This is a genomic window from Lishizhenia sp. (assembly GCF_033720595.1).
Classification (GTDB): Bacteria; Bacteroidota; Bacteroidia; order Flavobacteriales_D; family Crocinitomicaceae; genus Lishizhenia.
Window position 1 is genome coordinate 1 of sequence record NZ_JAWWCF010000095.1, and the last position, 11,211, is coordinate 11,211.

At 37.7% G+C, this 11,211-nt stretch carries 12 protein-coding genes; 6 read left to right on the forward strand and 6 right to left on the reverse strand.

Annotation, left to right across the window (positions count from 1 at the left end):
• The 3 genes from R3333_RS08180 to R3333_RS08190 form a co-directional block, all read right to left on the reverse strand.
• Nucleotides 1-443 (reverse strand): DUF4178 domain-containing protein (locus R3333_RS08180; RefSeq protein ID WP_318958300.1); only part of this gene is annotated, 443 nt, incomplete at its 3' end.
• Between the two features lies 1 nt (nucleotide 444).
• The gene (locus R3333_RS08185; protein ID WP_318958301.1) at nucleotides 445-1,248 is read right to left on the reverse strand and encodes a hypothetical protein; all 804 of its coding nucleotides are present in this window, start codon (nucleotides 1,246-1,248) and stop codon (nucleotides 445-447) included.
• A gap of 6 nt (nucleotides 1,249-1,254) precedes the next feature.
• On the reverse strand, nucleotides 1,255-1,404 hold the full coding sequence (locus R3333_RS08190) for a hypothetical protein (protein WP_318958302.1): 150 nt from the start codon (nucleotides 1,402-1,404) through the stop codon (nucleotides 1,255-1,257).
• A 139-nt stretch (nucleotides 1,405-1,543) separates the two neighbouring features.
• Here R3333_RS08190 and speE point away from each other — a divergent pair, with 139 nt between their 5' ends.
• From speE to R3333_RS08205, 3 genes are read left to right on the forward strand one after another with little or no spacing between them, the layout of a single operon-like run.
• Nucleotides 1,544-2,821 carry a polyamine aminopropyltransferase gene (gene speE, locus R3333_RS08195; RefSeq protein ID WP_318958303.1) on the forward strand — a complete coding sequence of 426 codons (1,278 nt, stop codon included), beginning with the start codon at nucleotides 1,544-1,546 and terminating at the stop codon, nucleotides 2,819-2,821.
• Between the two features lies 1 nt (nucleotide 2,822).
• Complete coding sequence (locus R3333_RS08200; RefSeq protein ID WP_318958304.1) at nucleotides 2,823-3,851, forward strand: agmatinase family protein; 1,029 nt, start codon at nucleotides 2,823-2,825, stop codon at nucleotides 3,849-3,851.
• 2 nt (nucleotides 3,852-3,853) lie between these two features.
• Entirely contained in the window at nucleotides 3,854-4,384 is a 531-nt protein-coding gene (locus R3333_RS08205; RefSeq protein WP_318958305.1) for a hypothetical protein, read from the forward strand.
• On the opposite strand, the gene R3333_RS08210 is transcribed toward R3333_RS08205, so the two are convergent.
• Entirely contained in the window at nucleotides 4,381-5,289 is a 909-nt protein-coding gene (locus tag R3333_RS08210) for a C40 family peptidase (RefSeq protein ID WP_318958306.1), read from the reverse strand. The genes R3333_RS08205 and R3333_RS08210 overlap by 4 nt on opposite strands.
• A gap of 221 nt (nucleotides 5,290-5,510) precedes the next feature.
• On the opposite strand from R3333_RS08210, the gene R3333_RS08215 reads away from it, so the two are divergent.
• A complete protein-coding gene (locus R3333_RS08215) occupies nucleotides 5,511-7,115 on the forward strand; it encodes a S41 family peptidase (RefSeq protein WP_318958307.1) in 1,605 nt (534 codons plus the stop codon).
• 6 nt (nucleotides 7,116-7,121) lie between these two features.
• Nucleotides 7,122-7,655: a DUF1573 domain-containing protein gene (locus R3333_RS08220; RefSeq protein WP_318958308.1), complete on the forward strand. Its 534-nt coding sequence runs from the start codon at nucleotides 7,122-7,124 to the stop codon at nucleotides 7,653-7,655.
• Between the two features lie 80 nt (nucleotides 7,656-7,735).
• Here the strand turns inward: R3333_RS08220 and R3333_RS08225 are convergent, their stop codons facing one another.
• Nucleotides 7,736-8,791 carry a rhodanese-related sulfurtransferase gene (locus R3333_RS08225; protein ID WP_318958309.1) on the reverse strand — a complete coding sequence of 352 codons (1,056 nt, stop codon included), beginning with the start codon at nucleotides 8,789-8,791 and terminating at the stop codon, nucleotides 7,736-7,738.
• A gap of 195 nt (nucleotides 8,792-8,986) precedes the next feature.
• On the opposite strand from R3333_RS08225, the gene R3333_RS08230 reads away from it, so the two are divergent.
• Nucleotides 8,987-9,529 carry a GNAT family N-acetyltransferase gene (locus R3333_RS08230; protein ID WP_318958310.1) on the forward strand — a complete coding sequence of 181 codons (543 nt, stop codon included), beginning with the start codon at nucleotides 8,987-8,989 and terminating at the stop codon, nucleotides 9,527-9,529.
• A gap of 48 nt (nucleotides 9,530-9,577) precedes the next feature.
• Here the strand turns inward: R3333_RS08230 and pruA are convergent, their stop codons facing one another.
• Nucleotides 9,578-11,206 (reverse strand): L-glutamate gamma-semialdehyde dehydrogenase, encoded by a 1,629-nt coding sequence (gene pruA / locus R3333_RS08235; protein ID WP_318958311.1) that lies wholly within the window; start codon nucleotides 11,204-11,206, stop codon nucleotides 9,578-9,580.
• Between the last annotated feature and the right edge of the window lie 5 nt (nucleotides 11,207-11,211).

The following is an 11,211-nucleotide window of genomic DNA, read 5'->3' on the forward strand; positions in this document are numbered from 1 at the left end:
AATTCCTCTTTATCGGTATCATCGAATACCCATACTACCATTTCTACTTGGCCAGGTTTTCCAACTTCGCTAAATAAACAAGGGTTTTCAGAGGTTAATGACCATGTCTTACCTTGGTACGCAAACTGCCTGCGAGGAATATCCTGTGTGATAATTTCTTCGCGAACGCTGTTTAAATCTTGAAGAAGATTGATTTCTTTAGAAATAGAGATTTCTTCTCCCTCAGAATCATCGTAAAAAAGCAAGGCCTTTTCATTTCCGTTCATGATTAACCATTCTTTTGACGCATATCCTTCTCCCCAATTGTAATGGTATTCTTTTTCGACCATCCATGTGGATAAGTTGTATTCTAAAATGTATCCCACTTTTAGATCTTTTACTTTAAAATCTACTTGAGGGTCTTTTTTATCTCCTTTAAAGAAGTTTATAATTTTTTCAAACATATTAATTGATGTAATAATTATTGTCGATTTGAAGGTTTTTAGCCGGGGCGTGCATGTCGTTTTTATACCCCGCAAAACCGTAACCTGTACTCGCTAATGCATAACCTAATCCCAACCAAATGATAGAGGTTGTTAGGGCAACATACACACTTTTTTTCTTCAGGTTGTACTCTTTGTTCCTAATTATTTTAGCGTAGTTCTTAACCGGGCCAAAGTAATCTTTAAGCAATAAAATTATAATTAGAGCTAACAGGTAAAGACGAGATCCCCATGAAATTAATGAAGTGTTACCTGAACGTTTTTGAAAACGAACCTCATTTACTTTTATAGCTTCATTTACGTTTCTTGTGGTACTTACCAGACTATGTCGAAATTGCAGCTGATAAACCCCTGCTTCTCTGAAATAGTAGTTTATACGTTGAGATTTAGCTTCAGAAGCACTTGTAGGGTCCAAGAAGTAATGGTATAATTTTTTATCGTTCTGTTTGATGAAGATTTCGCTTTTTAAACGCTCAGCATCCTTTTCATACAGCAGTTTAAAGGTGTTTTTAATGTCAATTTGATAGACCCCCGGAGTTGTGACTTCAAGTTCAAAACCATCTTCGAGTTTATTGGCAGATGATGTGGAGGAATTAATCGCAAAATTGAGGTTGAGAAAAATAAACAATACACCAAAAACGAGAAGTATTCCCAATATGGGTACAATTTCTTTTTGACGATTATAAATCGCCAATTCTTCCTGTAAAATGGATTTTTGGTAATTTAATTTTCTGCGTCGTGCATTTTTTTTGTGTACTCCTTGCATAGAAAACTAGCTGTTTTTTCTTCCTAAAAAGTATCCCAGGATAAATCCACCGATACCAGCTCCTACAAATCCCCATCTTCTGAAGAACCAACTCAATACCGCTATGGCAACAAGAATTAAAATAATTAGTGCAATTAGTTTCTGATTTCTAGACATATATGTGCGTTTCTACAATGCTTATTTGCTTTGAATTTAAGAATTAATCGACAATTATACCGTTGGATTGAAAAAAATATTCATAGTTTTAAAAAGCTATTTGAAATTGGCATACATTTACGCCCAAATTTTTATATAAATGAGTGCATTAGGAAATCACATTCTAGTAGAATTCATGGGTTGTTCACCTGAAATAATGAACGACGTTTCTGCTATTGAAAGAGACATGGTAGGTGCAGCGCAAAAAGCTGGAGCTACTGTTATTAACTCAACTTTCCACCACTTTAATCCTTATGGAGTTAGTGGGGTGGTGGTGATTCAAGAAAGTCACCTGGCCATACATACCTGGCCAGAATATGGTTATGCAGCGGTTGATTTGTTCACGTGTGGAGAAATGGACGCATGGATTTCTTTTGATTTCCTAAAAGACTGTTTTCAAGCCAAAAATTATTCGGCATTAGAAATGAAACGTGGTTCGGTAAACTTACTTACGCGTAACGACTTTGATATTTCTACGATGCGTCAAAAGGCGGATGAATGGGTGAACCCAGGGATGTACACAAGAAACGTATGGTTTACGGATAAAGATGAAAACCAAGCGCTTTCTTTGAAGTACACAGGTGAGGTTTTCCACGACGTTCAGTCTCCTTATCAACGTGTTCGTATTTTGGAATCTCCGAAATATGGTAAGTTGTTAACGTTGGACGATATGTTCATGACCACTGAAAATGACGAATTCCATTACCACGAAATGATTTCACACCCTGCGATGAACGCACATGGTAATGTGAAAAATGTATTGGTAATTGGTGGTGGAGACGGTGGTACCGTTAGAGAAATTTTGAAGCACGAAGGTGTGGAGAAAGTGACCATGGTTGAAATTGATGGAGAGGTAATCGAAGCTTGTAAGAAGCACTTGCCTTCTATTGCAGCGGCCTTTGATGATCCACGTTTGGAATTGATTGTTGGTGATGGGATTGAATACGTGAAACAAGCGGAAGCTGGAGCCTACGACTTATTGGTAGTTGATGGTTCTGATCCTGTTGGTCCGGCAGAAGGATTGTTCTCTGTTGAATTCTACCAAAACTGTTACAATGCGCTGAATGAGAATGGAATTTTAATCGCTCAAGGTGAGTCTCCGAAGTTCAATGAAAATGCATTTGCAGAGTTAAATGCTACGTTGAGAGATTTATTTGGTGCAGATAAAGCTCCTGTTTCTTTATTCTATGTTCCAACTTACCCTACAGGTATGTGGTCGTTCCAATACGGAATTAAAGGAGATACAAATATGAAGTCTTTTGCAGATCAAGCAGCAGCTGATGCATTTGTAGAAGAGAAAGGATTAAGATACTACAATACTGAACTTCACATTGCAAGCTTTGCCTTGCCTAATTTTGTGAAGGATCTTTTAAAATAAGATGGAGAAAAGTTTTGATCCAAATGGAGTAGGAATTGCTAACGGGAATATCTTCGGATTTCCCGTTACGCATGCTCAGGCGGACATAGTTTTATATCCCATTCCTTGGGATGCTACTGCGAGCTATGGTAGAGGTACAGCTGGTGGTCCGGCTGCTATCTTACGCGAATCAACACAATTAGATTTTTACAACCCATACGTCAAAAAAGCATATAACACCAAAGTATTTTGGGAAGCCATAGATGAACGTTGGGAACGTGTAAATGAAGATCTTTCTTCACAAACTACTGCTTACATCGATTATTTGGAAGAAGGCGGGAAGTTAGAAGATAGCGAGAAGTTTACGGCGCTCGTTCAAGAAATGAATGCCATACAAACGAAGTTGAAAGAAGAGTATAAAGCCAAAATTGCTGCTGATTTGAAAGCAAACAAATTGGTGGGAGTGATAGGAGGTGAACATTCTACACCTTTGGCGTTAATAGAGGCTTTGGCAGAACATACCAAGTTTGGAATTCTTCAAATTGACGCCCATGCCGATTTGAGAGATGCTTATGAGAATTTTGAGCAATCACACGCCAGTATCATGTTCAATGCACTCCAAATAGAGAATGTTGAGAAGTTGGTACAAGTAGGTATTAGAGATATAGCACAATCTGAAGTAGATATCATTGAAGCAAACCCGAACCGTGTTCGTTGTTTTTATGATTGGGAATTGAAGGAAGAAAACTTTGAAGGTAAAACATGGAAGCAGCAGGTGGAAGATATTATAGCGAGTTTGCCCAATAAAGTGTATATCTCCTATGATATTGATGGTTTAAAACCAGCACTTTGTCCAAACACTGGTACTCCAGTTCCAGGAGGTTTTGATTTAGAACAGATTAACTACTTACTCTACGCATTAGCACGTTCAAATAAAGAGATTATAGGATTTGATTTGTGTGAAGTAGGGGATGATGCTTGGGACGCTAACGTCGGTGCTAGAGCCCTGTGGAATGTAATCTGCGCCCTCAAATTAAACAAGGAAATATAAGTATGAATTCATTGGAAAGTATATTGTTGAGAATTTCATTTTTAGCACTTATCGTATTGTTGGCTTTACTCATTTTAGTCGCCATCAAGCCTTTATCTTTCCTTTGGTTTACACCTTACATTATTTTGACTGCTCTATTGACATTGAGTACCTATACCTTGCATATTTTAGTAGGAAATAGAGCTGGGAAGTGGTTAGGGAAACTCATCTTTTATCCCATGGCAGTTTTACCCCTAGTTTTGTATGTTTACGTATGGATGTTGGGGAATGATATGGAGGATTCTTGGACCTATATTTTGGCCAGTGCTCAACTTACAGCTGTGGTTGGGATTGCACAAAAATTAGAAATATTTAATGCAGAAGGAAGTAAGGCTTACACCCTTGTAGGTCTGCTTACCTTTTGTTTAGGAAGCGCTTTGAGTATTGGGTTTTTACTTCCTTTGAGCAGCGCTATTTACTTCAATGTGTTGTTAGTATTGTTGGGCTTGTTTTCTGTAGCAACACTTGGCTTGACTTTCGCTAAAAGAGCTTAGAGCATACGGCCAAAAGAATGGAGACGTTGTTCCCAGTATTTAGAAGCGTATATATCAACAATAGAAATACCTATACTTGAACTCGCGTGTATCATTTGGATGGATCCATTATTCATAGAAATCACTATTCCCACGTGATTAATACTGCTTCCTTTTTTAAAGAATACTAAATCACCCACTTCTACATTTTTAGCTTTTACTTTTTTTGCAACAGAATGTTGGTCTTGAGCCCTGCGGGGAAGTTCTATATTGACTTGTTTGTAAACGAAACTCGTGTAACCACTACAATCGAATCCTTTGGGAGTTGTACCGGCCCAAGCATAAGGAACGCCCAGTTGTTCTCTTGCAGTTTCAGCAATAATCTTTTGTTGAACCGAAATATCTAAATCCTCAACAGGCTGTAAACTGTCTTTCAGTTGTGAATTTGTTTCCTCAAGTTGTTCTTCAACAGCATCGTTATTTAACTGTCCTGAAGCATAGAATTTTTCGATGAATTGATTTACTTTTTCAAAGGTTTGCTCCTCTTTCTGTAATTTCAAATCGTTTGCCCAATCGGTTAAATCTCTTTGTAAGCTTCTCAATTCATAGATGTGCCTTTCGATTACGTCTATTCCTTTGTCAGTGGTTTTTAACCCCATTAAGTAAGAAAAGGATTTGTCCAAAGCATCTTCATGTCTCTTTTTCCATTTTTTGTCTTGAAACAATGCTATACTGCTCACGGCAACGTAGTAACCGGGAACAAGTGAATTATCGTATTCGGGGTTGTCTAATAAGCGTTCGGCTCTCCTTTTTACAATTTTATAGTGTCCCTGATCATAATACATTTCTAATTTATCGAGTTGTATATCTTGGGCATAACCAAAACTGGTGAATAAGAGAAAAAGAGTAAAAAGGAGCTTACGCATCACTATTTTTTTTAGGTAAACATTAATTATTTACTAAATAAGTGATTTCAAGGGCATAAAATACCTCGGTAAAGGCAATATCGTTAACAAAACGCTGTTTAAAATTTCGAATGACATTTGGGAAAAGGGAAAGGTCTTCTAAAACACCCTGATTTATTCCAAACATTTTTTAAATTAGCTAGGTATGCCTTTTGTAGGGGATTCTATTATAAAAAATCAAGATGAAAATAAAATATAAAATATTAGCAGGAGCTTTCTTGTTTACAACGGGATTTACTTTTGCGCAAGAAGGAAATTCGACACAACAAAATGCAGTTAAGCTGGGAGAGGTGTTTAACTATGTTGACAGGTATTATGTAGAAGAGGTGGATGGAGATAAAATCGCCGATGATGCAATACGAAATATGCTAGAACAGCTCGATCCGCACTCAACATACATTCCGAAAGAAAAAGTACAAAGTGCCAACCAAAGTATTAATGGTTCTTTTGTGGGTATCGGGGTGCAATTTCAAATTCTAAAAGATACCTTGATTGTTGTGAATCCTATACCTACAGGACCTTCTGAAAAAGTAGGAATTCAGGCAGGTGATAAAATCATTTTTATTGATGGTGAAAATGTTGCTGGTGTAGGTCTGCAAAACGCGGGAGTGAGAGATCGCTTGTTGGGAGATAAAGACACAAAAGTTAAAGTAGAGGTGAAGAGAGGTGACGATGAAAAGTTGATCAATTTCACCATTACCAGAGATAATATACCGGTGAACTCTGTGGTTGCCAAATATATGTTGTCTAAGAAAGTAGGGTACATTAAGTTGACTAGTTTTTCAAGGACTTCAAGTCAAGAAATTAAAGATGCCTTGGAGGAGTTGAAGAAGGAAGGAATGAAGGACTTGGTATTGGATTTACAAGGTAATGGTGGTGGACTATTGTACGCTGCTAAGTTAATCGCTGATGAATTTTTAAAAGACGATAAACTAATTGTGTATTCTGAGGGTAGAGCACAGCCTCGTCAAGAGTTTGTAGCCGACACGAAGGGAGATTTTGAAAAAGGTCGTTTAGTAATTTTAACGGATGAAGGAACTGCTTCAGCCAGTGAAATAGTTTCAGGAGCTATACAAGACTGGGATAGAGGGTTGATTGTTGGAAGAAGAACTTTCGGAAAAGGTTTGGTTCAACGTCCAATCGAGTTGAACGATGGAGCTCAGATACGTTTAACAATCGCTCGATACTTTACCCCTTCGGGACGTTTTATTCAAAAACCTTATGACGATTTAGAGGCCTACAAAAACGATTATTACGAAAGATACATGCACGGTGAAATGATGAACCAAGATTCTATTAAACTTGCAGATTCATTGAAATATTCAACACTCATTACGAAGCGTACGGTTTATGGTGGGGGTGGAATTATGCCTGATGTTTTCGTGCCCTTAGACACTTCTGAATACTCAGATTATTACAGAGCCTTGAGTAGGTCTGGCGTGATAAATTCTTTTTGTCTGGAATACGTTAACACCAATAGAGAAAGTCTAAAGAGAAAGTATGAAGATGTAGATGCCTTTGATGCTGACTTTAATTTGAATGAAGAGTTTATGGATAACTTCTTTACTTATGTAGTAGGTGAAAATGAGGATTTAGAATTCATTCAAGAAGATTACGATATCAGTAAAGCTTTACTGCAAATACGTTTAAAGGCGGCAATTGCTCAGAATTTGTGGGGGTATAATGCCTTTTACAAGATTTATAATCAAAAGAATGAAATTTTAAATAAGGCAATAGCTATATTAGCCGGAGATATTTATAATAACGTTGAACTCGCAAAACAATAAACAAAAATGAAAAAAGTAATCTTAGGGTTAACTGTGTTAAGTGCTTTAGCAGCATGTAATTCTTCTAGTATTGATGGAGATGTTACTCCAAAGGAAGGAGAAGTTGTTTCTAAATTAGTAGCATCAGAAAGATCACCAGAGGAAATTGCGGCAGATCAAAGACGTTTGAAAGAACAAAAGGAAAAAGAAGCTCAAGAAAGGTTGGCGAACCAAACAACGATGGATTTTAACGAAAGAATTCATGATTTTGGAAAAGTGGACCCTGAAACGGAGGTTTCTTACACGTTTAAAGTAATGAATACTGGAGACAAGCCTTTGGTTATTGAAGAGGCTAAAGCATCATGTGGATGTACGGTACCAAAGAAACCTACCGAGCCAATTGCACCAGGAGAAGAAGGAGAGTTACAAGTGTCTTTCAAGTCTAAACCAGGTCAGTTTGGTCCTCAAAATAAATCAGTAACGGTAACGGCAAATGTGCCAGAAAAACAAGTGATTTTAAGAATTACTGCTGATGTAATGAAGCCAATGGTTGCTCAATAAGCAAAGAAAATACTGCAATAAAAAAAAGACCGTTTCATTTTTGAAACGGTCTTTTTTGTTTTTTTAAGGAGAGGATGTATTTAAGCATCCATGCACGCAGATCCTTTGAACTTCAGTTTTTCAGATCTTCCTTTTTTGAATATTTTGTTTGAATTCTCTTTTCCTTTACGCAAAGCTTTTTGCTCTTCTTCAGGCAAGTGAATTACGTCCTGACAATCTTCAGAACAACAGTTTTCATATTTTTCCTTACAACTATCACACTGGATAAATAGTAAGTGACATGCATCGTTTACACAGTTTGTGTGCGTATCACATGCTTCACCACATTGGTGACAAACGGCAATCACATCATCAGAGATACGTTCACCTCTTCTTTCGTCGAATACGAAGTTCTTCCCGATGAATTTGTTTTCCAATCCTTGATCTTTTGCATCGTTGGCGTATTTAATAATTCCACCCTCTAACTGGTGAACATTTTTATACCCCTGGTGCTTAAACCAAGCCGATGCTTTTTCACAACGAATTCCACCTGTACAGTACATTACGATGTTTTTATCTTCGTTACCTCTTAGAATTTCTTCTTCTATAACAGGTAATGAATCTCTAAATGTATCCACATCCGGAGTGATTGCACCTTTAAAATGACCTACTTCAGTTTCATAGTGATTACGCATATCAATTAAGATCGTTTCTGGATCATCCGTCAATGCGTTAAACTCTTCAACTTTTAAGTGTTTCCCCGTATCTGAAGGGTTGAATGTTTCATCGTTCAATCCGTCTGCTAAAATTTTCGGACGAACCTTGATCTTTAATTTCAAGAAAGGGTGTTCTGTTGCCGATTCATCTACAGCGATGTTTAGACGTACACCATCTAAAAATGAAATAGCGTATAATTCATTTCTAAATCTCTCAAAATTAGGAATTGGAATAGAGATTTGGGCGTTGATACCTTCGTGAGCTACGTAGGTTCTTCCCACTACATCTAATTCAGACCACATTTGGAAAAGGTGATCTCTAAAAACTTGTACGTTTTCAATAGGAGCGTATTTGTAGAAAGATACTGTTACGAATTTAAATCCGCTCTCGTTCAATTTTTCTACAAGTTCCTCCCTACTTAATTTATTCCACAGTTGCATGCTATGTATTTTGTTTTAAATAAGAGTGCAAAAGTAATACATAGAGATGGAGAAAAAAAATGGATTGACTTTTATCAATACTTGTGTTAGAGTTCTGAGTAGGGATTTTTGTTGGAAATCGACGGGATGAAAATAATTGTAAAATCAATGTGTAATTAAGGTGGTAATTCCTTGGTATTTCGTAATTTAACTACGATGAGAAAAGTAAAGCTAAATACCGAGCGATTAACCCTGAGATCTGTTATGTTATCAGATTTAAACGATGTGCATGCCTTGCACTCTAGTCCCGCTGTAGACGAGTACAATACCCTAGGTATCCCCGATAATATAAAGCAAACGCGCGATCTTGTGTGTGAGTGGGTGTTGAGCAGTGAAAAAGAGGAGGGCAGAAAGTTAACGCTAACGGTGTTAAACGAAGACGATGAGTTTATAGGTTTGATCGCTGTTAATACGGGAAGAGCTGTTTATCAATCCGCAGAGGTTTGGTTTAAGTATCATAAAAAATATTGGAATAAAGGCTATGCTACCGAGGCTTTGAAAGCGGTGATCGATTTTGGTTTTGATCAATTGAATTTACATCGAATAGAGGCGGGGTGTGCAGTAGAGAATATTCGTTCGAAAAAAGTTCTTGAAAAAGTAGGTATGGTGCAAGAAGGAAGGAAACGGGAATGTTTGCCACTGGGTGATAAATGGTCCGATACCCTGGAGTTCGGAATGTTAAAAAGCGATAGGAAATAAAAAAGCTACTTCAGTTGAAGTAGCTTTTTCTTTTTATAAGAAGTTATCTTATCCTAAGAATGGGTATTTGTAATCCTCAGGAGTAACGAAAGTTTCTTTAATTGTTCTTGCAGAAATCCAACGCATCAAGTTCATTGCTGCACCTGCTTTATCGTTAGTACCAGAACCTCTAGCTCCACCAAATGGCTGTTGACCTACAACTGCTCCAGTTGGTTTGTCATTGATGTAGAAGTTACCTGCTGCATTACGCAACATTTTAACTGCAGTATTAATTGCATATCTGTCTTGAGATAAAATAGATCCAGTTAATGCGTACTCAGAAGTTTCGTCTACTAATTTCAATGTAGCTTCAAATTCTTCAGCATTGTAAACGTAAATAGTTACAACAGGTCCAAAGATCTCTTCTTCCATAGTACGGAAGTTAGGATTAGTAGTAACTACTACAGTTGGCTCAATAAAGTAACCAACAGATTTGTCGTAATTTCCTCCAGCGATGATTTCAGCATCACCTTGTTCTTTGATGTAGTCGATGTAACCTGCAATTTTATCAAATGCTTTTTCATCGATTACTGCATTGATGAAGTTTGATGGATCTTCTGGAGAACCCATTTTAAACGTGCTCATCTGTGCTAATAAGTCTTCTTTTACATCCGCCCAAATGTTATTTGGAACATATACTCTAGAAGCTGCAGAACATTTTTGTCCTTGGAATTCGAAAGCACCTCTTGCGATAGCTGTAGAAACTTGCTTAGGAACTGCAGATTTGTGAGCTACAATAAAGTCTTTACCACCTGTCTCACCTACGATACGTGGGTAAGTTCTGTATTTTTCAATGTTCATTCCGATTTCCTTCCACAAGTGACGGAAAACTCCAGTAGAACCTGTAAAGTGTAATCCTGCGAAATCTTTGTGTTTGAAAACAACATCTCCTGCATCTGGTCCGTCAACCGTAACCATGTTGATTACTCCTCCAGGTACTCCTGCTGCATTGAATACTTTCATGATTACCTCTGCAGAGTACATTTGAGTTTCAGCTGGTTTCCAAACTACAACGTTACCCATTAATGCTGGAGCAGCACAAAGGTTACCTGCAATGGCTGTAAAGTTAAATGGAGTGATTGCGAATACGAATCCTTCCAATGCTCTGTATTCAGTTCTGTTCCACATACCAGGAGAACTAATTGGTTGCTCCTTGTACATGTCTGTCATGAACTTTACGTTGAAACGTAAGAAATCAGCTAACTCACAAGCTGCATCGATTTCTGTTTGCATTACGTTTTTAGACTGACCCAACATGGTTGCAGCGTTGATCTCATCTCTGTAAGGACCTGCGATCAAATCAGCAGCCTTTAAGAAAACGCTTGCACGTTGTTCCCAAGGTAATTCAGACCAATCATGACGAGCTGCCATAGCCGCATTGATAGCTGCTTCAACGTGAGATTTGTCTCCGTAGTTGAAGTGACCCAACACCTTTTTGTGGTCATGTGGTGGGTTCATTGATCTTTTATTATCTGTTCTAACCTCTTCACCTCCAATGTACATTGGTACATCGATAGGAGATTGGTTGTACATCTCTTTGTATTTGTTGAGTAATGATGCTCTTTTTTCACATCCCGGTGCGTAAGCGTTAACTGGCTCGTTTACCGCTTCTGGTACTTTAAAATATGCGTTTGCCATTGTTG

What these genes read in the sequence shown, in the direction of transcription:
- R3333_RS08190 (WP_318958302.1), bottom strand. Translation starts at nt 1,404, where the DNA reads ATGTCTAGAAATCAGAAACTAATTGCACTAATTATTTTAATTCTTGTT.
- R3333_RS08230 (WP_318958310.1), top strand. Translation starts at nt 8,987, where the DNA reads ATGAGAAAAGTAAAGCTAAATACCGAGCGATTAACCCTGAGATCTGTT.
- speE (WP_318958303.1), top strand. Translation starts at nt 1,544, where the DNA reads ATGAGTGCATTAGGAAATCACATTCTAGTAGAATTCATGGGTTGTTCA.
- R3333_RS08215 (WP_318958307.1), top strand. Translation starts at nt 5,511, where the DNA reads ATGAAAATAAAATATAAAATATTAGCAGGAGCTTTCTTGTTTACAACG.
- R3333_RS08225 (WP_318958309.1), bottom strand. Translation starts at nt 8,791, where the DNA reads ATGCAACTGTGGAATAAATTAAGTAGGGAGGAACTTGTAGAAAAATTG.
- R3333_RS08200 (WP_318958304.1), top strand. Translation starts at nt 2,823, where the DNA reads ATGGAGAAAAGTTTTGATCCAAATGGAGTAGGAATTGCTAACGGGAAT.
- R3333_RS08210 (WP_318958306.1), bottom strand. Translation starts at nt 5,289, where the DNA reads ATGCGTAAGCTCCTTTTTACTCTTTTTCTCTTATTCACCAGTTTTGGT.
- R3333_RS08220 (WP_318958308.1), top strand. Translation starts at nt 7,122, where the DNA reads ATGAAAAAAGTAATCTTAGGGTTAACTGTGTTAAGTGCTTTAGCAGCA.
- pruA (WP_318958311.1), bottom strand. Translation starts at nt 11,206, where the DNA reads ATGGCAAACGCATATTTTAAAGTACCAGAAGCGGTAAACGAGCCAGTT.
- R3333_RS08205 (WP_318958305.1), top strand. Translation starts at nt 3,854, where the DNA reads ATGAATTCATTGGAAAGTATATTGTTGAGAATTTCATTTTTAGCACTT.
- R3333_RS08185 (WP_318958301.1), bottom strand. Translation starts at nt 1,248, where the DNA reads ATGCAAGGAGTACACAAAAAAAATGCACGACGCAGAAAATTAAATTAC.